Origin of the sequence: Geothermobacter hydrogeniphilus (genome assembly GCF_002093115.1) — a bacterium.
GTDB classification, from domain to species: Bacteria; Desulfobacterota; Desulfuromonadia; order Desulfuromonadales; family Geothermobacteraceae; genus Geothermobacter_A; species Geothermobacter_A hydrogeniphilus.
This window is the reverse complement of sequence record NZ_NAAD01000024.1, coordinates 1-25,236: the sequence shown is the minus strand read 5'-3', so window position 1 is coordinate 25,236 and position 25,236 is coordinate 1. Positions and strand designations below refer to the sequence as shown.

At 54.9% G+C, this 25,236-nt stretch carries 14 protein-coding genes and 2 pseudogenes; 14 read left to right on the top strand and 2 right to left on the bottom strand.

Going from position 1 to position 25,236, the window contains the following annotated elements; translation table 11 throughout:
• Positions 1–135: 135 nt before the first annotated feature.
• The 10 genes from B5V00_RS14675 (at position 136) to B5V00_RS14635 (ending at position 16,701) form a co-directional block, all read left to right on the top strand.
• The gene (locus B5V00_RS14675) at positions 136–2,226 is read left to right on the top strand and encodes an AAA family ATPase (RefSeq protein ID WP_085011575.1); all 2,091 of its coding nucleotides are present in this window, start codon (positions 136–138) and stop codon (positions 2,224–2,226) included.
• Positions 2,227–2,289: 63 nt separating this feature from the next.
• Positions 2,290–2,799 (top strand): alpha/beta hydrolase, encoded by a 510-nt coding sequence (locus B5V00_RS14670; protein ID WP_085011574.1) that lies wholly within the window; start codon positions 2,290–2,292, stop codon positions 2,797–2,799.
• Positions 2,796–3,059 carry a hypothetical protein gene (locus B5V00_RS14665; RefSeq protein WP_085011573.1) on the top strand — a complete coding sequence of 88 codons (264 nt, stop codon included), beginning with the start codon at positions 2,796–2,798 and terminating at the stop codon, positions 3,057–3,059. Before B5V00_RS14670 ends, B5V00_RS14665 begins: the two co-directional genes overlap by 4 nt.
• A gap of 40 nt (positions 3,060–3,099) precedes the next feature.
• Positions 3,100–3,342 carry a hypothetical protein gene (locus B5V00_RS17035; RefSeq protein WP_139800794.1) on the top strand — a complete coding sequence of 81 codons (243 nt, stop codon included), beginning with the start codon at positions 3,100–3,102 and terminating at the stop codon, positions 3,340–3,342.
• A 103-nt stretch (positions 3,343–3,445) separates the two neighbouring features.
• Positions 3,446–4,675: a DUF6361 family protein gene (locus B5V00_RS14660; protein ID WP_085011572.1), complete on the top strand. Its 1,230-nt coding sequence runs from the start codon at positions 3,446–3,448 to the stop codon at positions 4,673–4,675.
• Positions 4,669–6,474, top strand: a complete 1,806-nt coding sequence (locus B5V00_RS14655) for a phospholipase D family protein (protein ID WP_085011571.1) — start codon at positions 4,669–4,671, stop codon at positions 6,472–6,474. Before B5V00_RS14660 ends, B5V00_RS14655 begins: the two co-directional genes overlap by 7 nt.
• On the top strand, positions 6,467–9,655 hold the full coding sequence (locus tag B5V00_RS14650) for a DEAD/DEAH box helicase (protein WP_085011570.1): 3,189 nt from the start codon (positions 6,467–6,469) through the stop codon (positions 9,653–9,655). Before B5V00_RS14655 ends, B5V00_RS14650 begins: the two co-directional genes overlap by 8 nt.
• Positions 9,656–9,909: 254 nt before the next feature.
• Complete coding sequence (locus B5V00_RS14645) at positions 9,910–10,917, top strand: helix-turn-helix transcriptional regulator (RefSeq protein ID WP_085011569.1); 1,008 nt, start codon at positions 9,910–9,912, stop codon at positions 10,915–10,917.
• Between the two features lies 1 nt (position 10,918).
• Positions 10,919–13,525: a PD-(D/E)XK nuclease family protein gene (locus B5V00_RS14640; protein WP_085011568.1), complete on the top strand. Its 2,607-nt coding sequence runs from the start codon at positions 10,919–10,921 to the stop codon at positions 13,523–13,525.
• Positions 13,522–16,701 carry a UvrD-helicase domain-containing protein gene (locus B5V00_RS14635; RefSeq protein WP_085011567.1) on the top strand — a complete coding sequence of 1,060 codons (3,180 nt, stop codon included), beginning with the start codon at positions 13,522–13,524 and terminating at the stop codon, positions 16,699–16,701. The genes B5V00_RS14640 and B5V00_RS14635 overlap by 4 nt, the downstream gene beginning before the upstream one ends.
• A 252-nt stretch (positions 16,702–16,953) precedes the next feature.
• Here the strand turns inward: B5V00_RS14635 and B5V00_RS17480 are convergent.
• Positions 16,954–17,160 (bottom strand): annotated as a pseudogene (locus B5V00_RS17480) (DUF4372 domain-containing protein); the annotation flags it as partial.
• A gap of 214 nt (positions 17,161–17,374) precedes the next feature.
• On the opposite strand from B5V00_RS17480, the gene B5V00_RS14625 reads away from it, so the two are divergent.
• The 4 genes from B5V00_RS14625 (at position 17,375) to B5V00_RS14610 (ending at position 24,607) form a co-directional block, all read left to right on the top strand.
• Positions 17,375–18,952: a type I restriction-modification system subunit M gene (locus B5V00_RS14625; protein ID WP_085011565.1), complete on the top strand. Its 1,578-nt coding sequence runs from the start codon at positions 17,375–17,377 to the stop codon at positions 18,950–18,952.
• Positions 18,936–20,213, top strand: a complete 1,278-nt coding sequence (locus tag B5V00_RS14620) for a restriction endonuclease subunit S (RefSeq protein ID WP_085011564.1) — start codon at positions 18,936–18,938, stop codon at positions 20,211–20,213. The genes B5V00_RS14625 and B5V00_RS14620 overlap by 17 nt, the downstream gene beginning before the upstream one ends.
• Positions 20,213–23,482: a type I restriction endonuclease subunit R gene (locus tag B5V00_RS14615; RefSeq protein ID WP_085011563.1), complete on the top strand. Its 3,270-nt coding sequence runs from the start codon at positions 20,213–20,215 to the stop codon at positions 23,480–23,482. Before B5V00_RS14620 ends, B5V00_RS14615 begins: the two co-directional genes overlap by 1 nt.
• A gap of 135 nt (positions 23,483–23,617) precedes the next feature.
• Positions 23,618–24,607: a type I restriction enzyme HsdR N-terminal domain-containing protein gene (locus tag B5V00_RS14610; RefSeq protein WP_085011562.1), complete on the top strand. Its 990-nt coding sequence runs from the start codon at positions 23,618–23,620 to the stop codon at positions 24,605–24,607.
• 144 nt (positions 24,608–24,751) lie between these two features.
• On the opposite strand, the pseudogene B5V00_RS14605 reads toward B5V00_RS14610, so the two are convergent.
• A pseudogene (locus tag B5V00_RS14605) lies at positions 24,752–24,928 on the bottom strand (helix-turn-helix domain-containing protein); the annotation flags it as partial.
• Positions 24,929–25,236 lie beyond the last annotated feature (308 nt).

Here is a 25,236-nt window from a genome sequence, read left to right as displayed (position 1 = left end):
GCTCCCGGCCGGGTGGCCCGGTTGGGTTCGAATGTCACCCGGTTTTCTTCAAGATACGACCCCTGTGCGACATCGTGTGTCGTACTCCTGTGGTTTATTTCTCCCCAAGATGCGGAAAGTTACGGAGGAGATGCCATGACAGAATCCTGTGAGCAGAAGCGAGTGATCGGTTATCTGCGAAATCTGCTGCAACAACCCGGTTTTTCCCAGGCCGCGCTGGACGAGATATGCAGCGCCCTTGAATGCTCTCCCGCTTTTTTCGGCCTGCCTGAAAACGACGATACTTTCTTCGAACTGCTGGACGAATTCAGGCGGGCATTTCACGATAAGCAGGGATCACGAAAACTGCGCCTGCGAACCCAGCAGGCTATTGTCGCCAAGCTTGCAGAACGGGAGAAGGACGTTGCGTCAGCCGTTGAAAGCAAGCTGGAGCGGATTCTTCATCCCCTGGTTGCCGAAATGAGGCTTTCGGCCCTGGAAGCCCAGTTCCTCGAACTTCTGGTTCACTATCGCCTTTGCGATCCCCTCTACAGCCTGCTGAACGAGTTGACTCGGCTCAACATGGGGATCGTGGAAGTCTGTGCTTCGTGTCTCGGAACCCGTCCTGAAGAGTTGCGAAAGGTTCTGACGCCCTCCGGCCACTTGATGTCGGCCGGACTGTTGCGCCTGCCGACCCGCCACGGCAAGGACATTGATGACCATTACGATGTCCCGGATTTGCTGCTGACCGCCTTACAAAAGAGCCTGGTCAGTGACGAGGACCTGAAGACTCATCTGTTGGGACATCCCGCCAGGGCCCATCATGAATGGCGGGATTTTGAGCATCTCGGCCCGGTTCGCGATAAGCTGGCCACCTTTATCCGCTCAGCGGTTTCACGGCAGGCCTCGGGGATCAACATCCTTCTCTATGGTCCCCCGGGGACCGGCAAGACCGAATTCTGCAAAACTCTCGCTGCGGAACTGGGGCTCGACCTCTATGCCTTGGCCGAAGCTGACGAAGAGGGGGCGGAACCGAACCGAAAGGAGCGTCTTGCCGGCTTTCAACTGGCCCAGAATCTTCTGCGTTACCAGGGCGGCAGTCTGCTTTTGTTCGATGAGATGGATGACCTCTTCGAGTTTCCGGGACTGGCCCGGCTGTTCGGCGGGAAACTTCAGGCCGGTTCCAAGGTCTTCATCAACCGCCTGTTTGAGAACAACCCGGTTCCGACCATCTGGACCATCAACGAAGCATCCTGTCTCGATGAATCGATCATTCGCCGGATGTCGCTGGCGGTTGAAATGAAGATCCCGTCACAACGTTCGCGCCAGCGGGTCTGGAAACGCCAGCTCGATCGGCAGAATATTTCTCTGCCTGAGACCGACCTGGAAAAGCTGGCACAATCGGAAGTCTCCCCCGCCATTGTACAGAATGCCATCCGCTTTGCCGAATTTTCTGAAGGCGGCATGGATGACTTCCAGTTCGCCACCCAGAGCCTGATCCGTGCCATGAAAGGGCCGGCGGCATTAAAGACGGCGGCCCCCAGCGAGGGTTATGACCCGGACCTGGTTGTCGCGGACTGCGACCTTGATACCCTGGCCACAAACCTCTCCTGCGCGGAGCGGAAAGATTTTTCCCTCTGCCTTTATGGTCCGCCGGGGACCGGCAAGTCGGCCTATATCCGTTTCCTGGCCCGGAAAATGGGCATGCCGGTTCTGCAGAAAAGAGCGTCCGATCTGTTGTCCAAGTGGGTCGGGGAGAGTGAGCAGAAGATTGCCGAGGCGTTTGCCGAAGCCCTGCAGAGTGAGAGTTTTCTGGTCTTTGACGAGGCCGACTCGCTGTTGCGGGATCGGCGTTACGCCAAAGCCGGCTGGGAGGTCTCCCAGGTCAACGAGATGCTGACCTGGATGGAACAGCACCCGTTGCCTTTCGCCTGCACCACCAACCTGAAAGAACATCTCGACGCGGCCTCAATGCGCCGCTTCACGTTCAAAACCCATCTGGATTACCTGGGGCAGCAGGAGGTCTGCAGGGCCTTTGAGCGGTTCTTCGGTTTGGCACTTGATATTCGACAGGCTGGTTCGCTGCGCAACCTCACTCCGGGAGATTTTGTTGTCGTGAAGAAAAAAGTCGGTTATCTCGGTTGCGCGAACGACCACGCCACCATTATTGAGCTTCTTCAACAGGAGGTTGAAGCGAAAAATGAATTTTCCGCTGTTTCGCCGATCGGATTTCATGCTGTCGGTTGAAGAAAATGTGAGCTATTTTACGCGGAGAAAGGGTCATTCTGCGGGTCAGACAGGAGGTTCTAAATGAAGATTCTTTTTCTGCACGGGCTTGAGTCCGGCCCCCATGGGAGCAAGTACCAGGCACTGAAGAACAGGTTCGGGGACGTTCTGGCCCCGGACTGCACAGGTATCTTTGACGCGGAGCAACGCCTGGTCGTGATTCTCGACACCCTGCGGGACGAAAAAGGGCCGTTTCTGGTTGTCGGTTCGAGCATGGGAGGACTGATGGCCCTGTTGCTGGAACGGCGCGCGCCCGAGCTTGTTGCCGGGATGATTCTCTGTGCCCCGGCATTGCATCGCGACGAGGCCGTCGGCTTGAAAGCGGAAGGGTTACCGCCCACCGTGATTATCCATGGCGTCAACGACGAGGTGGTTCCGATTTCTGCCGGCAGGAACTTCGGGGTTAGGTTGATCGAGGTTGAAGATGATCACCGGCTGAGTCGAAGCATGGAACTGATTCTGAACGAGGTGGCGTCAATGCGTGCTTTGCTTGAGAGGGAAGTATCAAAGCTCCCCAGAGAGGATGACAGATGAAATATCCTGAGTATATCCAGTTGTTTCGAAATGAAGGCGAGTATAAAATCCAGGTTCATTTTAAGGATTTTGATGGATCTGCAACTGAGTTGTCCATGGACGCAAATGAGATTGAAAAACTTATTGATCCATGTACTGGAAATTTTTACAGTGCGATGCGATTCGATGACTGGCTGTTTGAAGTCTACAAATATGAAATAGATCCGATAAAGAAGATTGTAAAAATTAGAGCAAGGCAGACAAAAAAGCACTTATTGTAGCCAGTTGTGTTTTTGTTGCTGTTTATTGGTGTTGGATGTTTTGAAAAAAACTATCTTTGGTGGTGAAGGAATGGGCAAGAAATTAGTAATAATTTTAGATGAAGAGACAACCAGTAAGTATCTGAGGTTGGCTGGCGAGAAAACAGAGGCAGAGGTCACCGAGGACTGCGAGCCATCCGGATCTTCCTTGACAATTCATATTTCGCCAACGCCTTATGACTCAAGTGTGTGTTATGAAGACAGGGAAATTGGCATCGCATCTGTCTGTTTGGAGGATGCGTAAAATGCAACTTCTCAAGAACCTGCTGGTTATTTATGACAAACAATCGTGAGTTAATTGTGCTGTCACTGCATGTGACGCGTCATTGCCAGGAAGTACGATTGATATGGTATCAAATCTGACTTGGATTGATCATGACTCAAAAGCGAGGGAACGTACACTTCGCATTCTTTCCCTTTTTCAGGAAAAGGAAAGCCGTGACGAACTCGGACTTGGCTCCGTGCGAGACAGCTTTGCAGACCAACTATTTCCCGGGACAAGTACGATCCAGACGCGCCTTCGTTACATGCTTTTTGTACCATGGATATATCAGGCCCTGGAAGAGAAGCGAGTGCCTGTGGAGAGTTTTGCAATCCAGGCCGACAAGCTGGAGAGAGATCTGGTTCAGCCACTGATGGATTCCGATGATCAAGCTGGCGTATTTGGTAAGACAGCTGGCAAAAAGCTCAAACGGCTGCCCAGCTCTGTTTACTGGGCCGGTCTAGGCGTCTGGGGCATACGCCTCACCCCATTCTCGCAGGACGAATACCATAGACGCATCAACGAAATCTACCGCCGGCGAGATGCGTTGAAAGCTCTCGAAAAAGACGCCAAAGCGCGGGGCGACGACATAGATGTTGAGCAGAGAATGGCCGGGCTGAGTTGGCATCCGAGGTTGCCCGCTCCGCCAGATAGTTTTCCGGCAAAGGCAGACTTCGCATTATCCAGGGAAGAGGCTGAATTTATCCGGGATCGTATTCAGGTTAGTTGCCCAAATAGTCTATTGTCCTTCCTAACATTGCACTGCGAGCCTGCTGACACCAATGCGCCGTGGGAACCTCCGGATTACGGCAGCTTTTCCGATGAACATAAAGAGTTGCTGACTCACGCCAGACTCTTCTCGGAGACGATGCACGGTGCGGTACTGTCCTACAACATCCAACTCGCTCAACTTAGAAACCATGAGGATCTTGTCGCCAAACATCGGAAAAGCTTCTCTGAGTGGACGGCGAGCATCCCGTTGGATGAAATTCGCTCCTGGTCGATAAAGCGCCTTTGGGAGTTGACCGTTGGCCATGGGCACACCATCACCCCACAAACGAGATCATTTGTTCAACAGTGGATCGAGCATATCCGAAAATCCCCCAAAGCCCTCCTTTCGAATGCCGAGGCTCTAAATCTGGTCAAAAGGAGGGAGATGAAACTTAAAGGCACACGATCTCGGTTCAGAAATCAGAGAGCGCTAGAGCAGTGGGGTGGATACTCTGGCGTCGGGAAGCTGGTTTACCGTTGGCCGAATGTAAAAGTTCTTTTGAACGATCTGTACCAGGGCATGAATCGGGAGGAAAAATGCTGAATCCAAACTTCCGAAGCCTTTATACCTCTGCTTTGACCCCTCCACCGGGAATGGTCTTCGATGAGGCCATTGCAACCACTTTTTCAATGGACCCGGCGTTGCTGCTTGAAGTACCTGTCTACTTGGCTTTGATGGCCGCAGATGGTCAGACAGATCCCGATCCCCTGTCTGTTCTTGAGGCCATTCGCAGATATTCAAAGCGGATTACCGTGTACGTGCAAAAAGGCCGGATTCAAGTACCCCAGATCGCCAAGCCGAACCCGTTGTTTGGCTTTCTGGAGGAGATGGTTGTCGAGGTAAGGGCTCCTGGCGGTGGTGTCTTCCATCCGAAAGTCTGGGTAATTCGTTTTGTTACTCCGGATGGACATAGCTTGATATATCGACTGGTTATTCTGACCAGGAACATGACCACAGACAAATCGTGGGACCTTTCGCTTCAGCTCGAAGGCACGATTGGAGGGCGCAAGGCAAAGCTGAACAAACCTCTTGCGTATTTCTTCAAGTCACTTCCTGGCCTGACTACCGGAGAGATAGAAAGGGAAAGACTTGACCAGGTAAATAGATTTTCAGACGAAATACATCGAGTCCAGTGGGAACTTCCCGAAGGGTTTGACGAACTCGCCTTTTATCTTCCAGGAACTAAAAAGTTTGAGTGGGAACCGCCGGTTGCGAATCGTATGGCTGTAATCTCACCATTTTGCTCCGATGAAGCCCTTCAAGCCTTGATAAAGCAAACCAAGGCTGCTGATGCGCTTATTTCAAGGCCGGAGTCTCTATCTGGTCTGAAGAAAGACACTATTGAGCTTTTTTCACAGTGCCTTCATTTGGACGAGGCCGCGGAAACCGAGGATGGCGAGGAAGACAACTCTACTGATCAACCTCTGGCAACCGGTCTCCATGCAAAGGCATATCTGTTTGAAAAAGGCTGGAACACCGAGATTGTCGTAGGATCGGCAAACGCTACCAATGCCGCTCTTATGTCCGAAAAAAACTGCGAGATACTTGTTTCTCTAGCCGGCAGAAGGAGTAAAGTTGGCGGCATTGATGAACTATTGGGTGACGATGGGATGGGAGAATATCTCGTCACTTTCGATGCTACCAAGGAAGCTGAAATCGATACAGAAAGGCAGCAGGCTGAGGAACTTATCGAGAAGGCTCGATCCGTTATGTCCGAAGCGGAACTCTCCCTAAAATGCGGGAACGCGTTGAAGGAGAATTTGTGGGCCTTAACGCTAATAGGGCAGATACCATCCCTTGATGGGATTGTCAGCGCGACTGCCTGGCCTATAACCGTTACACGTGATTTTGCGGTGAATATCTCGGAGGGCGTTACTGACGGGGTCAAACTTGGTGAATTTTCAGCTTCATCCGTGACGGGACTTATAGCCTTTGAGCTCAAGACCAGCCATCCAGAGGTTTCTGCTCGGTTTGTACTGAACTTTCCGGTGGTAGGAATCCCTGCTGAGCGTAACTCTGCCATCTTGCAAACCGTCATCAGCAACCAGGATGGATTCATTCGATACCTGTTGCTCTTGCTGGGTGATGGTTCGGGGGCCGGGCCTCTTGATTCCGGCACCGGTTCCGGGGTGGCCAGATGGTTGTCTCGATTGGCCGCTGGAGAAGATATTCCACTGCTTGAAGAGATGACCCGTACTTACAGCCGACACCCTGAGCGGCTTGCCGAAATCTCGAGACTGGTGCGTGAGCTATCACAGGGGAGCAAGAATGCCATTATCCCCGAGAACTTTTTGAATCTCTGGTCAGTTTTTGAATCTGCCATCGGAGGGCATGATGCATAGCAACCACTTTTCATCAAGGCATGCCATGTCAGGGCTAAAAGATTTCCAGAGAAGGACCGTGGAGTACGTGTTCCGGAGGCTCTATGGCGATGATTCGACCTCCCGCTTCCTGGTTGCCGATGAGGTAGGACTTGGGAAAACGCTTGTTGCCAGGGGAGTCATTGCCAAGACCCTGGAACACCTGCAGGACCAGGTAGACCGGATCGATGTAATCTACATCTGTTCCAATGCTGCAATCGCAACTCAGAATATCAATCGGCTCAATGTCAGTGACTCTGACGGTTTTTCAATCGCCACGCGGCTTACGTACCTTCCAAGACAGGTTCGGTCACTTCGGAAAAACAGGGTGAACTTTATCAGTCTTACTCCGGGGACTGCTTTTGATCATGCTCGCAGCCGAGGTGGTCATATGGATGAAAGGGCTATTCTCTATCAAATGCTATGGGATCTCCCTTGGGCACATGGCAGTCGGAAAAGAAGGTACCAAAATGGTTTACTCAATATGTTACAAGCGACCGCTGGAAAGGACAGTTGGAGGGCTAAAGTCGGAGTATCCGATACGTGGGAGCTGGATAGGGACTTAGCAGTCGCATTTCGGAAAAAAGTACGACAAGACCAAGACCTCTATACTGACCTTAAAGAATGTTGCTGGTATTTCAGACGCTATAAGGAAAACATTGATGGCGACTTCAATGAGTTACGCTACAGCCTTATTGGCAGACTCAGAAGCATGCTGGCCTCGGTGTGCCTTTTCGCATTGGAGCCGGACCTGATCATTCTTGATGAGTTCCAGCGGTTCAAACATCTGCTGGATGGCGACGACGATGCCTCAATGCTGGCGACCGCACTCTTCGAATATCCTGACGTCCGGGTACTCCTGTTGTCCGCGACCCCCTACAAAATGTTCACGCTCGACCAGGAAACGGACGAGGATGATCACTATCCTGATTTCATAAGAACTCTGAATTTCCTGTTTAATGATCCAACCAGGGTTGATGAGGTTAAGAAACTTTTGGCTGAACACCGCACTACGCTCCACGCTCGTGCTTCAGGCTCGCAGTGTCTCCCGGGGAAAAAGGCAGAGCTTGAGAAAGCCCTTCTCAAAGTAATGTGCCGAACAGAGCGGGTCATGACCACTCAGGATCACAACTCAATGCTGACCGAAACTGAACGAGTGACCCCTATCAAGCCAGAAGACCTTTACCATGCGGCGATGGTCGATAAAGTCGCCATCTGCGTCAAAGCGGGGGAACCTATTGAATACTGGAAGTCCGCACCATATCTGATCAATTTCCTGAAGCATTATGAATTGAGGAATAAGCTGGACGCGCAGTTGGAGTCCCCTTCGGATGAGCTTCGAGGCGCTTTATCTTCGGCGAATGGACAATTGCTGACTAAAGAGAAGTTTGAAAGTTACAGCACGCTCGACCCGGCCAATCCAAGGATGCGCGTCCTTTTTGAAGACACGATTGATAAGGGCATGTGGCAATTATTATGGATGCCGCCGTCCATGCCGTATGCCAAGCCTGGTGGCGTTTTTAAAGGCAAAGACGGCTTGACCAAGGCTTTGGTGTTCTCCTCCTGGAGTGTCGTTCCGGATGCGATTGCTTCAATCTGCTCCTACGAAGCCGAACGGAAAATGCTCACCGGTACTTCGGTTTCGCACAGCAACCTCTATGATAAGATAAAACCACTCCTGAGATTTGCAGTAACTTCGAATGACAATCGCCTGACCGGCATGCCAGTTATCGCCTGGCTGCTACCATCGCCAACTCTTGCCACCGTTATTGATCCCCTCATAATCTCGTTAAGCCGTGGAGGAGGACCATTGCCTGCGCAAGAGATGAAAAATGAGGTTAAGGCGATTTGCCGTAGCCTTCTCAAAAGTCTACCGGATGCTGGTGCAGGCTCACGTGCCGACGAAAGATGGTACTGGGCGGCACCCATACTCCTTGATTCCAAAAATGGTTTACTTGAGTGGTGCAAGAGCGAATCGGGATGGCGAGCGGCAACACCGGACCATGAAGCAGGCACCCGCTTCAAAGATCATATCGATCTACTGATCAAAATGGCGGAGGGGAAGATACCTCTTGGTCCAAGACCAGATGACCTCGTTGACGTGCTCTGTGATCTTGCGCTCGCGGGTCCCGGCGTTTGCGCATTAAGAGTGTTACATCGTATCGTGGATGACTTGGACCCGTATGATCCGAATCTTCTGTCCGCATCTGCCAGGATTGCATCCGGCTTTCGCTCTCTTTTCAACATGCCTGAGACGATTGCCATGCTACGCGGCTCCGGGGAGGATACATATTGGCGGTTGACGCTTCAGTACGGCGTCGATGGCAACCTTCAAGCCGTCCTCGACGAATATGTGCATGTCCTCAAGGAGTCGTTGGGACTCCAGGAACACTCACCATTAGAACAGGTTGCTGGGATCGCCGACTGTATCCAATCGGTACTGTCTCTGCGGACTGCTCAAATTCGGATAGACGAAATCAAAGTATCGGAAGATGGGTTTGTCATTGATGACTTCAATACCCGTTGTCGCTTCGCTCTCCGATTTGGGGATATTCGGGATGACAACAATCAAGCTCTCGTCCGTGCCGATTCTGTTCGGGACGCCTTCAATTCCCCGTTTCGTCCTTTCGTCCTGGCTTCGACTTCAATTGGCCAGGAAGGACTGGATTTCCATACGTGGTGCCATGCCGTGGTGCATTGGAACCTGCCATCAAATCCTGTCGACCTTGAACAACGCGAAGGCCGGGTCCATCGATACAAAGGGCATGCGGTCAGAAAGAATATTGCTGAACGATATGGTTTGGCGGCCCTTTCTGGAGCTCACCAAGGAGGTGACCCGTGGCAGACCCTTTTTCAGATTGCGTCGCAAAGTAAATCGAATGGACACTCAGATCTCATCCCGTATTGGATTTTCGAAGAAGGCTCTGCGCGAGTAGAGCGCCGCATACCCCTGCTTCCTTACAGCAAGGAAGTCGGAAAGCTCAAGCGACTTAAACGGGGATTGGCCCTCTACAGGATGGTATTTGGGCAGCCACGCCAGGAAGACCTTCTGTTCAGCCTTAGCCAGAATGGCAGCCATAAGTCAGCGGATTTGGCCGACTGGCTAATTTCGCTTCAGCCCCCGGAAACTGGCTCCTCATCACATTTGAAGCTCCTGCCGTAGGGATTCTCAAAATCGACAACCGCGACAGATAGTGTCACATGGGGCATCAGACACTGGTCCGTAAGAAAGTTCATATGGATCTTATGCGACGCGTCCCGTCGCTTCGAATCAGCAGAATATGGGTATGCGAACAAACGATTTCAAGCTGCCGGCTGAGGAAAATGTGAGATATTTTTGAGATCCTGCTGTTACCGTCGATCTGGTTTCAGCCGCGGCCGATGTGACATCTTCTGTTCACGCCCTCGGGAGGTTCTATGGATACACTGTTGCGGCAATGGCTCATGCTGCGCATGATCCCGCGCCATCCGCGCAAAATAAGCACCGCCGATATCGAAACGCGACTGGCTGCAGAAGGTTTCGGTACCACCCGACGGACAATCCAGAGGGATCTGGACAAGCTGTCGACGAAATTTCAGCTCTGCAGTGATGGCAACAAGCCGGCGGGCTGGTCCTGGCAGGCCGACGCCGAAGCTTTCGATGTCCCGGGGATGGACACCACCGCCGCCTTGACCTTCCGCATGGTCGAGACCTTTCTCGCGCCGCTGCTGCCCCGAACCTGCATCGCTTCCCTGCAACCGCAGATGCAGCGGGCGAAGAATATCCTCGCGCAGCTTGAAGGGCAGGCCCCGGCTAGCTGGCCGGACAAGGTGAAAACGATTTCCCGCAGTCAGCCGCTACTGGCGCCCGAACTGCCGGCCGAAGTCCTTGAAGTCGCCTACGAGGCCCTGTTTCGCGACCGGCGTTTCTGCGGGGCCTATCGCAACCGGGAAGAGACGGACTATCGTGACTATGTGGTGAATCCGCTCGGGCTGGTGATCGCTGAGCCGGTTGTCTACCTGGTCGCGACGCTCTGGGATTACACCGACATCCGGGTGCTGGCCCTGCATCGCTTCAAGTCCGCAGAGTTGCTGGAAGATCCCGTGACCCGGCCGGTGGGCTTCGATCTCGATGCCTATCTGCAGCAGGGGGAGATGATGCTGCCGGTTTCACCCGGGGCAAAAACGATTCGGCTGGTGGTCGAATTCGCTCGGGATGCTGGCTACCATCTGCTGGAAAGCCCACTCAGCACAGACCAGCAGACCACGACCAGTGAAGAGGGTTTCATCCGTCTTGAAGCCACGGTTCCCGACACCCTGCAGTTGAGGTGGTGGCTGCTCGGGTTTGGAGACGGGGTCGAGGTGCTTGCTCCCGCCTCCCTGCGTGAGGAGTTCAAAACCATGATTCGCTCCATGAGTGAACTCTACGCCGAAGAGGATTCCTGACGTGAAACGGACGACTTTTCTGCTCTGTCCCGACCGGACATCCGCCCGTTACCTGCGGCGGCGGGTCGCCGAGCGCCGACCGGCCGCCGGGGTTCTGGTCGGAACCTGGCCGGAGCTGCTTCAGCAGGCGCAGGATACCTATCTCCTGAGCGAACCCGCAGATAGCTGGTCGGCTCGGCTCGGAGAGGCCGCTGCCGGAATAGACGGTGCTTTCTGGCAACCAAGCCTGGCCCTGGCTCCGTCTGAAACCCTGGGGATTCTCGACAGGGTTCTGCAGCAGCTGCTTGCGGCCCTGGCGCCCGGTCAAACCCTGGACGCGGTCCGCTGCCCGGCGCTTTCCCCGCGGGGGGAACGATACCTGGCCGACCTGGTACGCCTGCAGGACGCTGTCGGCCATCAGCTTCCTCCGCAGCTGGCGGTTCTGGAGCAACTGCTTTCCAGTGACGCCAGCCGGGCCCTGGGGACTGTTGCGGTTGCGCTGATTCCCGGCTGGCCGGAACTGAATCCCCGCCAGCAGGCCCTGGTCGCCAAGCTGAACCGCGATGCCGGTTCTGCCCCCGATGACGCCTTTCAGGCGTTGCTGGATGAGACGAGCCGAACGCCCTGTTTTGACGACCCGCCGGCCGGATTGGCGTTTCTGCAGCGGAACCTGTTCACGGCCGTGGAGCAGGATTGTCCACCCGATCCTTCCGTCCAGTTTCTCGCGGTACGCGACTATCTGCAGGAGGCCGAGGTTATTGCCGGGATGGTGCAGAAAGCCCTGGCCGAAGATGACAGCCTGGGCTTGGATCAGATCGGACTGCTGCTGCCTGATGACGCCCGTTACGCCCCGGCGGTCAGGGAGGTCTTTGCCCTGGCGGGATTGCCGCTGGCGGGACTGCCCGAATCTGCCGAGGTCCGTGACCTGGGACGGGAGGTGATGGATGGAAATTTCCGGCTGGAGAAGATGGAATGGCCGCCGGAGGGGAAAAGCTTTCTTGCGGCGCTGGTCAAGGGCGTGGCATCCCCGCCCGAACTGCTCCAGCTGCTGGAAGAACTTGATCAGTCCCTGGCCGGGAGAGAAGGTCCGGCTGTGGCTGTTCAGCAGGCCAGGGAGCTGCTGGCGGAGTTGCAGTCCGGGATGGCCGGCCAGTCGGTGATTCCCTGGGACTCTTTGCTCGCCCTGGCGGCCCCGTCGGTCAGTCATGACCACGGCGAGGAAGAGGTCCCGCTGCAGGGCATTGCTGTTTTTCAGGAAAGCCTCGAACCCTGGCGGGCGGTACGGAGGCTTTATGTCCTTGGCTTCAATGCGGGACATTATCCGCAGGAAGAGAGTTCTTCCCCGGTTTTTTCGGATACGGACCAGGACCAGCTCAAGCAGCTGTTCGCCGGCCGTTTTGAGACCGCGGCGGACCGGGCGAACAAGCGCCGCCGGCTGTTCAAAAGACAGCTTGCCTTTGCCGCCGAGGAAGTCTGTTTTTTCATCTCCCGCCGTGATGCCTTCGGCAAGCGCATGGGTCCTTCAACCAGCCTGACCTTTATGGCGCAGCTGTTCGGGTCAGCGGAGCCCGAATCGCTGATCTGCGAACTGGACAGCGAAAGCGGCCGGAACAAGGTCAGCGGGCTGGCGCTGGCCGCCCCGGCGACGCCGGTCGTTCCACGCTGCCTGCAGGCCGAGGATCTGGATCTCGGCTGCGACCTGGTTGCCTTGCAGACCCGTGATGACGGCAGCCTCTATCCCCTGTCTCCCAGTCGTCTCGAAATCCTGATGGTCTCACCGCTGGCCTGGTTGATGGGCCGGGCCGGCCTGGAACCGCGGGAATGGGCTCCCGAGACCCTGGATGTCGCGTCCAGGGGAACCCTCGCCCACGCCGTTTTTGAATGGCTTTTTCCGGTCGGAAGCAAGCTTCCCGCCGAAGAAACGATCCGCAGCCGGGTGCCGGTCCTGCTCAGGCAGGCCATCAGCACCATCAAACCCTTCCTGCTGGGAGCTGAATGGCAGGTCGAACGAAACCATCTCGAACAGGAAGTCCTGGTCGCGGCCCTGCGTTGGCGCAGTCTGCTGGAGACCCTGGGTGCCCGCATTCTCGGTACCGAGGTCTGGCTTGAGGGCCGGCTTGATGATCTTCCACTGCATGGCGCCGCCGACCTGCTGCTCAGCCTGCCCGACGGCCGTCTCTATGTGGTCGATTACAAGAAGAGCAAGAGTAAAAAGCGTAAGGAAAGGATGACGGCGGCCTATGACAGCCAGGCTTCCCTCTATCGCCTGATGCTCGAAACCGGTGGCGTTTCCTCTGCCAAAAGTCCTGATGCCGGAGAAGCGGTCCGCCAGGCGAAAGAGGTGGGGGTGATGTATTACCTGCTCAATGATCAGGTGGTGCTGGCCGATACCGACGGCTGGCTGGACGACGCCCTGGACGAGGTTGAAGAGATGGCCGGTGACATCTCCGGTGAAGCGCTCAAACTGATCCGCCAGCGGCTGGTTGAAGTCCGGCAGGGGAGGGTACGATTGAACCGGGTCGATGACGAGGAGCGGTTCGACAAGGAGGCCGGGATCAAACTCTACGCTCTTGACAACAGTCCGTTGCTGCGGCTCTTTATGCATCCGCTACCGGAGGAAGAATCATGAGCCTGCCTCCCTTGACCATTATCCCGGCCGGCGCCGGTTCCGGGAAGACCTATACCATCCAGACCCGGCTGGCAACGTGGGTGCGGGAGCGGAAAATCTCCCCGGACAAAATCGTCGCCGTGACCTTTACCGAAGCCGCCGCGTCCGAACTGCGTGACCGCATCAGGGCCGAACTGGTCAGGCAGGGGAGGCTGGAGGACGCCCTCGGCCTGGACCGGGCCTATATCTCCACCATCCATTCCTTCGGCTTGAGGATTCTGACCGAGTTCGCTTTCGACGCCGGATACAATCCCCTGCCGCGGTTGCTGACCGAGGATGAACAGGGGGTTCTGATCCGCCTGGCGCTGGCCGCGACCGACAAGGCGGAAGCGATCATGGGGGATCTCAACCGCTTCGGATATGCCTGGGATTTTTCCAGCGGCAAGGGGGCTGAAGACAAGTTCCGCGAGCGGGTTCTGCAGGTTATCCGTCGCCTGCGCACCCTCGGCCCGGCGGCGGTCAACCCGCAACTCGCGCAGTGGTCCGCCGACCTGGTCCGACAGCATTACGGCCCGGTTGAGGATGCGGAGAAACTCGCCGCGGCCCTGCAAAAGGCGGTCACCGATCTGCTGCAGCAGTTTCCCGAAGATCTTTCCGTTGTTGCGTCGACCAGCGGGGTGGCAAGGAGGCTGGCGGAGGACCACCGGCAGTTGCGGCGGGCCTGCCACGCGGAGGAGTTGCGGCAGAATTGGGGGCTCTGGAACCGCTTGCGCACTCTGCAGCAGTCGACCCCGCACAATGCACTGCCGGAGGCCTATGACCAGCTGACGGAGGCGGTGACTGCCGCGGCCGAGGGTTTGCTGCGACACCCCGGTCCCCTCGAAGAGGCCCTGCTGCATGGCAGCGCTCTCTATGGCGCCGCTCAGGATTCCCTGACCCGTTTCGCCAACGGCAAGGCCGACCGCGGGCTGGTCGACTATACCGATATGCTGGCCCTGGCCCTGGAGATACTGGAGCGGAATCCCGCCGTTCTCGACACGTTGCAGGAACGGGTCGATTGCCTGGTGATCGATGAATTTCAGGATACCAACCCGCTGCAGTTTGCTCTGCTCTGGAGCCTGGCCAGGGCCGGGATTCCAACCCTGATCGTCGGTGACCTGAAGCAGGCCATCATGGGGTTTCAGGATGCCGATTCCCGGCTGCTTGCCGAACTGCAGAAACAGAATTCCGCCGCAGTGACTCCGCTGACCTCCAACTGGCGTTCACATCCGGGATTGCTGGACTGGATCAATCAGCTCGGCGCCGGCCTGTTCGGTGCAGATTACACGCCCCTGCAAGCCAAAGCCGACTTTCCCACCGCCCTCGGCCCCCTCGAATTGGTGGAGTTCTCCGCCCGCAGCCGGAACGACCTGCGGGCGGAACATACGGTTGCCCGCATCAAGGTGTTGCTGGATGACCCCGAGACCCGGGTCTGGGACAAGGAGCTGAAGAAGGCGCGGCCGATTCGGGGCGGGGATATTGCCATCCTCTGCCCGACCAACAAGCGTCTTGAACTCTACGCAGAAGCCCTGCGGCAGCTGGGAGTCAGGGTGCGGATGGAGGCCGGGGGCTGGTTCGAGTCGCGGATCGTGCAGATTGCCTGGCACGCGCTCAGCTACGTCGCCGATCCCCTGGACCGGCACGCGGCGCTCTATCTCGGTGTCACCGAACTGGGCACCGAAACCCTGCCGTCGGCGTTCGGAACCCTGATCAGGGAAGAGGAGCTGCGTGACCCCCTCCTGGCGAAACTCAAGCCGCTCAGGGCCGCTTGTGATGAACAGTTGCCGGCCTCATTGCTGGCGGAAACCATTGCCGCGCTGAATCTCTATGGCCTGATTGCCGATTGGCCCGACGGGGAACAGGCCCGGGCCAATCTGCTGCGCTTCGAGGAAGAGGCGCGGGAATTCGCCGCCGCTAATCGGGATGCCCTGGCCGCCAGCGGTTTCTACGGCAGTGATGTAAAAACCTTTCTGGCCTGGATCAAGGACCGCGCCGAGCGTGAGAACGGCCAGCCGGATCCGCGTGTCCGGGACGAGGACGCGGTCCAGTTGATGACCTGGCACAGTTCCAAGGGACGCGAATGGCCGGTGGTGGCCGTCTGCGCTGCCGACAGCGATATCAAATGTCTGCTGCCGGATGTGCGGGTCAACTACCGGGACTTCTCCGACCTCGACAAGATCCTCGACAACGCCCGGCTCGACTTCTACCCGGAGTTTGTCGCGCCGGAGAAAACCGAACTGTTCCGTCAACAGTTGTGGCCCGAAGCGATCGACAGCGCCCGGCGGCTGCTCTATGTCGCCCTGACCCGTGCCCGGGAAAAGGTCATCCTCGAATGGCCGGTCTATCTCGACAACGGCCGCGAGCGCAAGAGCTTCAGCTATTTTGAACAGCTGCTGCAGGATACGGGGCTCAAGGTTGACGGCAACCGGATCGTGACCGGCGGCAAGGCCTTTGATTGTCGAATCATCCAGGTCGGTAAGGATCGCCACCCCCTGTTTGAAGCCGCCGGAACCGGGACCACGCACAGCCTGCCGGTATGGGGGCGTCGCGCGATTCGACCGCAACCGTTGCCGGAGGGACTGATTCCCGAAACCATCCGCCCGTCCGGGCTCGGGCTGGAACTGGAAGTCTCTGCGGCGGACCTCGACGTTGCCGGTTATGCCGACTGCCTGAACATCGATTTCGACCTGCCTGCGAATGAACGCGGCACCGTTCTGCACCGCTGCTACGAGGTGATGGACGGCCGCCATGACCTGGAAACGATCCGGATGGCGGTGCGCCATCCGTTCTCGCCCGAGGAATTCAATCTTCTGCAGAAACGGGTGATCGCCTTCAATGACTGGTTGAAAGCACACTTCCAGCCGGTTTCGCTTCAGTACGAACTGCCGGTTCTGGCGTTGAACCGGCAGGGGAGTGTGGTGACCGGCTTCATCGACCTGCTGGTCGAAACGGAAGACGGCTTCTGGATCATTGATCACAAGTCGGACCAGATCGAGGATCGGGTTGCCCGTTTCGCCGAACACCTGCCGCAACTGCTCTGTTATCGCCAGGCCCTGGCAACGATCTATCCCGACAAGGAGGTCCTGGGGGTCTGTCTGAACTGGATCACCTATGGTGAAACGATGAGCTTGAGATTGGGGGAAGATCAAGGGGGTTGAGCGGGGGGAAGAAACGGTCTGACCTTCCCCCGAAATTGTGGGCAGTCTGGAAAACTGTTTCAACAGCGTCAGGTGGGTTGGAATAGTTAGTGCGCGGCGGTCGAAACAGACTCATCAAATCGCGCCGATCGAACAAATTGATCTGTAATATTCGTAATACACGCTGTAACGAAGTCCCGAGCTTTGACTGGAACCTCAGAAACGAGAAGACCAGATGTGCGTAGAGAGAGATCCAGAATTGAGTCTTGACGGCTTGCAGCCTTGCACACCAAGGGTGTTGACCACGTCGCGCAGGCTGCTGTGAACCGACAACTGGGCCGTCAGCATGGCAACAAACTGCGACCAAGGGGAGAACGAGCGAAATCTCTGTCCTTCCTGGTGCCTGTTGGCGAGAGACTGAAATTCATGTCTCGGGAAAAATCATACTATTTGAGAAATAACGGTGCTACAATGTGCCATGTCTTGGAACTCATTGTAGTTACTTGTGTTTTGGAGAACTTAGTATGCCGCAAGTGAGTTTCCAAGCTTTCTGTTTATCGACTAAACGGTGAGATAGCAGTGCGTTGCAGGCTCCTTTCTTTGAGGGTTTGCATGATTCTCATCAAGTAAATTGTCCCCCTGAAATACGCAGACCGTGGCAACCTGAATCTCGCACGGCTTTGGAAGGATATTTATGGCAAAGAAAAAGACGGCGAAGAAAAACAGCAAAAGCTTTGAGGAAACCCTCTGGGATTCGGCCAACAAGCTGCGGGGCTCGGTGGAGCCGGCGGAATACAAGCATGTGGTGCTGAGTCTGATCTTCCTGAAGTTCGCCTCGGACAAATTCCTGGAGCGGCGGCAGGAGATCATCGACGAGGGCAAGGCGCAGTTCGTGGACATGGTGGAGTTCTACACCATGAAGAACGTCTTCTATCTGTCAGAGGAATCCCGCTGGTCGTACATCCAGGCGAACGCAAAACAGGACGATCTGGCGCTGAAGATCGACACCGCCCTGCACACCATCGAAAAGAACAACAAGTCGCTGGCGGGCGCGTTGCCGGATAACTACTTCTCCCGGCTCGACCTGGACCGCAGCAAGCTGGCGGCGCTGATCGACACCATCAGCAACATCAACACGCTGGCCGACAAGTCGCAGGATGTGGTGGGCCGGGTGTACGAGTATTTCCTGAGCAAGTTCGCGCTGGCCGAGGGCAAGGGCAAGGGCGAGTTCTATACGCCCAAAAGCATCGTCAATCTGATCGCCGAACTGATCGAGCCCTACAAGGGCAAGATTTACGACCCCTGCTGCGGTTCCGGCGGCATGTTCGTGCAGTCGGTGAAGTTCGTCGAGAGCCACCGGGGCAACACGAAGAATGTCTCCATCTACGGGCAGGAAGGCACCACCACGACGATGAAGCTGGCGAAGATGAACCTCGCCATTCGCGGCATCTCGGCCAACCTGGGCGTGAAGGCGGATGACACCTTCGCGAACGACCAGCATCCGAATTTGAAGGCCGACTTCATCATGGCGAACCCGCCCTTCAATCTGAAGGCGTGGCGCGCGTCTGATGAGCTGGTCGATGATCCGCGCTGGGCGGGTTACGAGGTGCCGCCTACCGGCAACGCCAACTATGCATGGATTCTGCACATGGTGTCCAAGCTGTCTGCCAATGGCGTGGCCGGCTTCATTCTGGCCAACGGGGCGCTCTCGGGCGATGGCCAGGAGAAGGCCATCCGCAAGAAGCTGATCGAGAACCGGCTGGTCGAGGCGATCCTGATCCTGCCCCGTAACATGTTCTACACCACCGACATCAGCGTCACCCTCTGGATCATCAACAAGAACCGCAAAGCGCATACCGTCAAGCACGGCGACCTGAGCCGGCACTACCGCGACCGGGAAGACGAGATTTTGTTCATGGATCTGCGGCAGTGGGGCGAGCCGTTCGAGAAGAAATACATCCAGTTCTCCGATGACGACCGGGCAAGAATCACCGAAACCTTTCACACCTGGCAGGAGGAACGCGCGGCCGATGAGTACGAGGATGTGCTCGAGTACTGCTACTCGGCGAACATCGAGGAAGTCCGCGCCAAGGACTACTCGCTGGTCCCCAGCAAGTACATCGAGTTTGTGAACCGCGACGAAAACATCGACTTCGACGAGAAAATGAGAAGCCTGCAGAGTGAATTTGCTGAGCTGCTGAAGCAGGAAGCCGATTCCAGGGCAGAACTCCTCAAGGTGTTCAGGGAATTGGGCTATGCGATCGACTTATAAAAAGCTGGGTCCGTACATCCGTGAGGTCGTTGAGAAGAACAGCAATCTAAGTGTGACGTTACTTCTGGGTGTGAGCGTATCGAAAGAGTTTATTCCGTCGATAGCTAACACCATTGGCACGGACATGTCCCGCTACAAAATTGTACGAGAGAAGCAGTTCGCCTACGGCCCGGTTACATCCCGAAACAGCGACAAGATATCAATCGCTCTGCTTTCAGTGCCGGAGTGCATCATTTCCACATCCTACACCGTCTTCGAGATCATCGACCAGGAGAAACTGTTGCCGGAATACCTGATGATGTGGTTCCGCCGCCCGGAGTTTGACCGGTACGCGAGATTCAAATCGCATGGCAGCGTGCGCGAGCTGTTTGGCTGGGACGAGATGTGCGATGTCGAGCTGCCCATCCCCTCCATCGACAAGCAGCGGGAGATTGTGAAGGAGTATCAGACGGTTGTGGACCGCATCCGGCTGAACGCGCGGCTGAACGAGAAGCTGGAGGAAGCGGCGCAGGCGATTTACAGGCGGTGGTTCGTCGAGTTCGAGTTTCCCATGACCGCCGAGTACGCGGCATCGATCGGCAAGCCGGAACTGGCAGGCCAGCCGTACAAGTCCAGCGGCGGCGAAATGGTGTACAACGAGGTTCTGGAGCAGGATATTCCGAAGGGGTGGAATAACACCACACTCGGCAGCGTTGCCAATATCTTGGCCGGAGGTGATCGGCCAAAGGATACATCTCCCTGCAAGACAGAGACATGTAATATTCCTGTTTACTCAAATACGACAGTGAATGAAGGGCTGTACGGATATACATCCAGCGCACGGGTGACAGATCCGAGCATAACCGTTTCAGCAAGGGGGGCGATCATTGGTTATACCGTCTTGAGGTTGGAACCATTCGTCCCGATTGTCAGACTGATAGCCGTGACTCCAAAAGATAAGTTCAGTTTGAGCTACTTGTATTTCGCTATCAAGGGCTTTCGTTATTACGATGATGCCGCCTCTGCACAAGGTCAGTTGACGGCCCCCGAGATCTCTTCATTTTCCGTCCTACAGCCTGACGCCTGCATACTGAAGACCTTTCAAAGGCACACTTCAGTTGTTCTGGAGAATATCAGAGCATTCCGAGACCAGATATCTCTATTGGATAGGCTGGCTGGTGTCCTGCTTTCCAGAATGACAAAGATGGAGAGCTTAGAGCCGACCGCATTGGGACAAGATAAGCTGATGTTTTCCTCAGCAACGAGTGGGGCGGAGGCTTAATGAAATTCACCGAATCCCAACTCGAACAAGCGATCATCGAACTGCTGGGCGAACAGGGCTATCCCCATGTCCCGGGCGCGGATATCGCACGCGGCCCGGAAGATGTCCTGATCAAGGACGACCTGCGGGCGTACCTGCAAGAGCGCTATGCCGGGGACGGGATCACGGATGGCGAGATCGAGTTCATCATCAACAAGATCGAGCGGCTGCCGGCGTCGGACCTGTATGGCAGCAACAAGGCGTTCATGAAGATGGTGTCGGACGGGTTCCTGCTGAAACGGGAGGACCGGAGCCGGAAGGACCTGTTCATCCACCTGATTGACTACTCCCCCGCCGACCGGAACCTCTACAAGCTCGTCAACCAGTTGGAGATTGAGGGCTTCGAGAAACGGATACCGGACGGGATTCTCTATATCAACGGACTGCCGCTGGTAGTGTTCGAGTTCAAGAGCGCGATCCGGGAAGAGGCGACGATCCATGACGCCTATGTGCAGTTGACCACACGCTACCGGCGGGACATCCCCGAGCTGCTGAAATACAACGCGCTGTGCGTGATCAGCGACGGGGTGAACAACAAGATGGGCTCCCTGTTCGCGGCCTATGAGTTCTTCTATGCGTGGCGCAAGGTCACGGGCGACGAGAAGATCGAGCGGGACGGTATCGACTCGCTGTTCACGATGATCCACGGGCTGTTCGACAAGGGGCGGCTGCGGGACGTGATCCACAACTTTATTTTCTTCCCGGACAGCTCGAAGAGGGAGGAGAAGATCGTCTGCCGCTATCCGCAGTATTACGCCGCGCGCAAGCTGTTCGCTAATATCCAGAAACACCGGCGGCCGGAGGGCGACGGCAAGGGCGGCACCTACTTCGGCGCGACGGGCTGCGGCAAGAGTTTCACTATGCTGTTCCTCTCGCGGCTGCTGATGAAGAGCGAGGCCTTCGCCAGCCCGACGCTGGTCTTGATTACGGATCGGACCGACCTGGATGACCAGCTTGCGCGGCAGTTTACCGCGGCCAAGGGGTATATCGGCGACGAAGAAATCATCAGTGTCGAGAGCCGGGAGGAGTTGCGGGCCTGTTTGCGCGGACCGTTTGAGCTTCCGGACAAACCGGACGGCCAAGGTGATCGACGATTGGATGCGCCGGCCCAACTGGCTGCAGAGGAACACGGGGAGTATGTCGTGGCACCGCACGGGCGCGTGAGCGGCGGTGTGTTCCTGACAACGATCCACAAGTTTACGGAGGACACCCGCCTGCTGACGCGGCGGGACAATGTGATCTGCATTTCCGACGAGGCACACCGCAGCCAGGTGAACCTGGACCAGAAGATCAAGGTGACGGAGAACGGCGTAAAGCGGAGCTATGGCTTTGCCAAGTATCTGCATGACTCCCTGCCGAATGCGACCTATGTCGGCTTCACGGGTACGCCCATCGACGCGACGCTGGACGTGTTCGGCAAGGTGGTCGATGCCTACACGATGGAAGAGTCGGTGAGGGACGAAATCACCGTGCGCATCGTGTATGAGGGCCGGGCTGCGAAGGTGCTTCTGGACAATGCCAAGCTCCAGGAGATCGAGGACTATTATGCGCAGTGCGCCGATGACGGCGCCAGCGACTATGCGATCGAGGAGAGCAAGCGGGCCAATGCGCAGATGAACTTGATCCTTGGTGACCCCGACCGGATCAAAGCGGTGGCCGAGGACTTTGTGAAGCACTACGAGACACGGGTGAGTGAAGGGGCAACGGTCAAGGGCAAGGCGATGTTCGTGTGCAGCAATCGGGAGATTGCCTACATGCTGTACAAAGAGGTTATCGCCCTGCGGCCGGAGTGGGCCGAAGTCAGGGTTTGCGAGGAAGGCGCGACGCTGACGAAGAAGGAGAAGCGAGAGATCAAGCCGATGGCGCGGATCAAGATGGTGATGACGCGCGGCAAGGATGACGAAGAAGCCCTGTACAAGATGCTTGGGACGAAGGACTACCGGAAGGAGTTGGACCGGCAGTTCAAAAACGCAAAGTCGAATTTTAAGATCGCGATTGTGGTGGATATGTGGCTGACAGGGTTCGACGTGCCGTTTCTCGATACGATCTACATCGACAAGCCGATCCGGCGGCACAGCCTGATCCAGACGATTTCACGGGTGAACCGGCGTTACGCCGGGAAAGACAAGGGGCTGGTCGTCGATTACATCGGGATCAAGAAGCAAATGAATCTGGCCCTGGCTCAGTATGGGAACCTCGGTGATGGTGTAACGATCGAGGAAATCCAGCAAGCGGTGGTTGTCGTGAAGGATCAGCTCGACCTGCTGGGGAAGATGTTCCACAAATTCGATTCCAGTCCGTACTTCAGTGGGAATGCGTTGAAACAGCTTCACTGCCTGAACATGGCGGCGGAGTTTGCCCAGGTGACCGAAAAGCAGGAAAAGCAGTTCATGTACCTGGTGAAGCGGATGAAGGCAGCCTACGACATCTGCTGCAACAGTGACGCCTTCACGCAGTTGGAGCGGGATACGATCCACTTTTACATCGCGGTGAGGTCCATCGTGTTCAAGCTAACGAAGGGCGACGCCCCGGATCTGGCGCAAATGAATGCGCGGGTGCGGGAGATGATCGAGGAGGCGATCAAGGCGGATGGCGTGGAGGAAGTGTTCAAGCTGGGTGACAGCGGGGAGGCCGAGATCGATCTGTTCGATGATGAGTTCCTGGAGAAGATCAAGAAGATCAAGCTGCCCAACACAAAACTGAAACTCCTTCAGAAACTGCTGAAGAAGGCGATCGACGACTTCAAAAAGACGAACAAGGCCAAGGGCGCTGACTTTGCGAAAATGTTCAAGGCACTCGTGGACAAGTATAACGATCGTAAGGAGCAGGACGTTCTGGTGAGCAATGTTCTGGAGGACTTCACCGACGAGATTATTGATCTGTACGAGGCACTGAAAAAGGAGAAGGCGTCCTTCGTAGACTTGGGTATAGACTTCGAGGAGAAAGCCTTTTACGACATCCTGAAGGCGATCGCGAAGAAGTACGAGTTCAAGTATCCCGACGAGAAGCTGATCCCTCTCTCGAAGGCTGTGAAGGACGTTGTGGACGACAAGACGAAGTACACGGACTGGGACAACCGCGAAGACATCAAGGCGGAGTTGAAAGTGGATTTGATTATGCTGCTGGCGGAGAACGGGTATCCACCGATTACGCATGACGATGTGTACAAGGAGATCTTCGAGCAGGCACAGAACTTCAAGAAATACCGGCATGAAACCAGGGGCTGTTGATCGTGGTGTGCGGAGAACTTGGCAATTTGAATTCACCATTTCTCGATAGATTATTGTGGTGAGAAGTCAAGAATGGTAACGTTCGAGCATTGAGATAGGTCTTCGTTAATTCAAAACAAAACGTTGGAGGGAATGATGGAGTTAACTGAACAAAGCTTTAGAGATAGATTAAGTTATCTTTCTCGAGCGAAGATTGAAAAAGATGAAGAATGGAATGATATAGTTCGTAGACTGAAAGAAAAGGGTGTTGAATATTGCATTGTCTTGCCTTTGTTTGAAGTCGTCCTTGGATTCGATCCTTTAAAAGATGTTAAGATGGAGCAAGGTTCTGATGAATATAGCAATCAAAGATTTGATTTTGTTATAACTCCACAAGAGAATAATCACTATTCCCTAATCATTGAGGCAAAATCCTTATTAGAAACAAACTTAAAAAAACATGAAGAGCAAATAACTAAATATATGAGAGATAATCAAGAATATCCTTGGGGGATATTGACTAATGGATTTGAGTGGCATTTTTTCTTATCTAAGAAATATATTGAGTTTAAATTCAATGATGATCGACCGTTAGATAATTACAAGAGCAATAAAATATTTAATGTATTGTCATTGTCGTTAAGTGATGAGAACTTTATTGAGATAATGCAAGGTATGAGGAAGGGGGATTTGGGAACTTTTTGGCATAATATGGCAAAATATACTTATGCGACTATTGCTGGTGGTCGCGGGAAAAGGCCAAATATCCACAATAATAGATCGATTAATGAATATATTTCTGAACAAATTAAAGAGGCTGTCGAAATTAAGACTGGTGAATATTGGGATCTTATACAGTCTGGAAAAATGAATAAAGGTGATAAGGTTTTCTGTAAAAACAATTTTATTGACCTAACATTTGAATTAGATAGTGGTGGACGTTTAATATTGAAACCAAAAAGAGCTAATACACATGATTTTGCGGAATTTATAAAGCATTGTAGTAATGCTGTTGAGCTACTTACTGCATGGCAGGGTTCAACAAATACTTTTACAGATAGAAGTCAAGTTGTTAAGGCCCTCACTGGTGGGAAAAAATTTACTAAAACCTTAAAAAATATGTTTCCATTTACCCCAAGTCCATAATTTATTTTGGTCCCACACTCCAGGTGTACAGAGATAGTTATCACCTGGTACATCCGCCCCTGGCAGGGTGACAGGTTACGCAGCTTCTTTGGTTGCTTTGCTGTTCGTTTCTTTGCTCTTTGGCAATCCGTCGATAAAGGCGACTCCGGGACGCTGGACGATCAGGCCTTGTGCACCATACGTCTGGTAGTTGCGACGGATCTCATAGACCTGTTGCCGGGAATACCCCATGATGCGGCAAGCCTTGCTGACATTGTTCATTTCGGCAGCGAGTTCTAGCAGGCTGAGCTTCCTTCGTGCTACTTTGTGTTTGGTGGTCATGACGTTCTTCTTTGCTGAGGTTGATGAAGTTTCGACAACTCCATCTTTACCCCAGCCAGGGGCGGCATGACCACCACTTCATTTTGTGGCCAACTGTCAGGTTATAACCATCTCAGAAAACTCTCCAGACATTCTAATCCCCAACCAATGCGACATTAATTGTCGCACCGATTAAGTATAAATGACCTCGAAGGCCCCTTCTTTCTTGCCCGGAGGTCATCGGATGAACAAGATTGCCTGGGAAAAACACTTCGAAGTGGATCGGATCCGCTTCAGCCTGAGCATCGACAAGAGCCACAAGATCACCT

Excerpts from the sequence above, each read along its gene's own strand:
- B5V00_RS14610 (WP_085011562.1), top strand. The coding sequence starts at position 23,618 with ATGGAGTTAACTGAACAAAGCTTTAGAGATAGATTAAGTTATCTTTCT.
- B5V00_RS14635 (WP_085011567.1), top strand. The coding sequence starts at position 13,522 with ATGAGCCTGCCTCCCTTGACCATTATCCCGGCCGGCGCCGGTTCCGGG.
- B5V00_RS14660 (WP_085011572.1), top strand. The coding sequence starts at position 3,446 with ATGGTATCAAATCTGACTTGGATTGATCATGACTCAAAAGCGAGGGAA.
- B5V00_RS14670 (WP_085011574.1), top strand. The coding sequence starts at position 2,290 with ATGAAGATTCTTTTTCTGCACGGGCTTGAGTCCGGCCCCCATGGGAGC.
- B5V00_RS14615 (WP_085011563.1), top strand. The coding sequence starts at position 20,213 with ATGAAATTCACCGAATCCCAACTCGAACAAGCGATCATCGAACTGCTG.
- B5V00_RS14665 (WP_085011573.1), top strand. The coding sequence starts at position 2,796 with ATGAAATATCCTGAGTATATCCAGTTGTTTCGAAATGAAGGCGAGTAT.
- B5V00_RS14625 (WP_085011565.1), top strand. The coding sequence starts at position 17,375 with ATGGCAAAGAAAAAGACGGCGAAGAAAAACAGCAAAAGCTTTGAGGAA.
- B5V00_RS14675 (WP_085011575.1), top strand. The coding sequence starts at position 136 with ATGACAGAATCCTGTGAGCAGAAGCGAGTGATCGGTTATCTGCGAAAT.
- B5V00_RS14620 (WP_085011564.1), top strand. The coding sequence starts at position 18,936 with ATGCGATCGACTTATAAAAAGCTGGGTCCGTACATCCGTGAGGTCGTT.
- B5V00_RS14645 (WP_085011569.1), top strand. The coding sequence starts at position 9,910 with ATGGATACACTGTTGCGGCAATGGCTCATGCTGCGCATGATCCCGCGC.
- B5V00_RS14655 (WP_085011571.1), top strand. The coding sequence starts at position 4,669 with ATGCTGAATCCAAACTTCCGAAGCCTTTATACCTCTGCTTTGACCCCT.
- B5V00_RS14650 (WP_085011570.1), top strand. The coding sequence starts at position 6,467 with ATGCATAGCAACCACTTTTCATCAAGGCATGCCATGTCAGGGCTAAAA.